The following is a 1,666-nucleotide window of genomic DNA, read 5'->3' as shown; positions in this document are numbered from 1 at the left end:
CAAGGCCGAGAGCTGATGACGAGTTGCCTTTAGGCGACGAAGTGGTTGATGCCATGCTTCCAAGAAAAGCTCCTAAGCTTCAGACAATCGGGAACCGTACCCCAAACCGACACAGGTGGTTAGGTAGAGAATACCAAGGCGCTTGAGAGAACTCGGGTGAAGGAACTAGGCAAAATGGCACCGTAACTTCGGGAGAAGGTGCGCCGGCGAAGGTGAAGGGTTTACCCCGTAAGCTTTTGCCGGTCGAAGATACCAGGCCGCTGCGACTGTTTATTAAAAACACAGCACTCTGCAAACACGAAAGTGGACGTATAGGGTGTGACGCCTGCCCGGTGCCGGAAGGTTAATTGATGGGGTTAGCGCAAGCGAAGCTCTTGATCGAAGCCCCGGTAAACGGCGGCCGTAACTATAACGGTCCTAAGGTAGCGAAATTCCTTGTCGGGTAAGTTCCGACCTGCACGAATGGCGTAACGATGGCGGCGCTGTCTCCACCCGAGACTCAGTGAAATTGAAATCGCTGTGAAGATGCAGTGTATCCGCGGCTAGACGGAAAGACCCCGTGAACCTTTACTATAGCTTTGCACTGGACTTTGAATTTGCTTGTGTAGGATAGGTGGGAGGCTTTGAAGTGGGGACGCCAGTTCTCATGGAGCCATCCTTGAAATACCACCCTGGCAACTTTGAGGTTCTAACTCAGGTCCGTTATCCGGATCGAGGACAGTGTATGGTGGGTAGTTTGACTGGGGCGGTCTCCTCCCAAAGAGTAACGGAGGAGTACGAAGGTGCGCTCAGACCGGTCGGAAATCGGTCGTAGAGTATAAAGGCAAAAGCGCGCTTGACTGCGAGACCCACACGTCGAGCAGGTACGAAAGTAGGTCTTAGTGATCCGGTGGTTCTGTATGGAAGGGCCATCGCTCAACGGATAAAAGGTACTCCGGGGATAACAGGCTGATACCGCCCAAGAGTTCATATCGACGGCGGTGTTTGGCACCTCGATGTCGGCTCATCACATCCTGGGGCTGAAGCCGGTCCCAAGGGTATGGCTGTTCGCCATTTAAAGTGGTACGCGAGCTGGGTTTAGAACGTCGTGAGACAGTTCGGTCCCTATCTGCCGTGGACGTTTGAGATTTGAGAGGGGCTGCTCCTAGTACGAGAGGACCGGAGTGGACGAACCTCTGGTGTTCCGGTTGTCACGCCAGTGGCATTGCCGGGTAGCTATGTTCGGAAGAGATAACCGCTGAAAGCATCTAAGCGGGAAACTTGCCTCAAGATGAGATCTCACTGGGATCTAGAATCCCCTGAAGGGCCGTCGAAGACTACGACGTTGATAGGTTGGGTGTGTAAGCGCTGTGAGGCGTTGAGCTAACCAATACTAATTGCCCGTGAGGCTTGACCATATAACACCCAAGCAATTTGCTCATGCAGATTGCGGTGGTGAAGACGAAACGCCGAAGATTCGTACACAAACATCACATATCCGAATTTGCTGGGCCGTTCATCTGGACGTTCTGGCTACAGAATTTCTTGACGACAATAGAGCATTGGAACCACCTGATCCCATCCCGAACTCAGTAGTGAAACGATGCATCGCCGATGGTAGTGTGGGGTCTCCCCATGTGAGAGTAGGTCATCGTCAAGATTCATTTCGCAAAACCCCTATCTGCGC

The 1,666-nt window shown here is 52.7% G+C and carries 2 rRNA genes; both read left to right on the top strand.

The window, feature by feature from the left end:
- Positions 1–1,397: ribosomal RNA gene (locus IDM28_RS23680) — 23S ribosomal RNA — on the top strand; the annotation flags it as partial.
- A 126-nt stretch (positions 1,398–1,523) separates the two neighbouring features.
- A 5S ribosomal RNA gene (gene rrf, locus IDM28_RS23675) occupies positions 1,524–1,639 on the top strand.
- Positions 1,640–1,666 lie beyond the last annotated feature (27 nt).

Origin of the sequence: Pseudomonas sp. EZ-C24 (assembly GCF_014525325.1) — a bacterium.
GTDB lineage: Bacteria > Pseudomonadota > Gammaproteobacteria > Pseudomonadales > Pseudomonadaceae > Aquipseudomonas > Aquipseudomonas shirazensis.
Note: the sequence above shows the minus strand (reverse complement) of the source record. Positions and strands in the feature narration are given on the sequence as shown.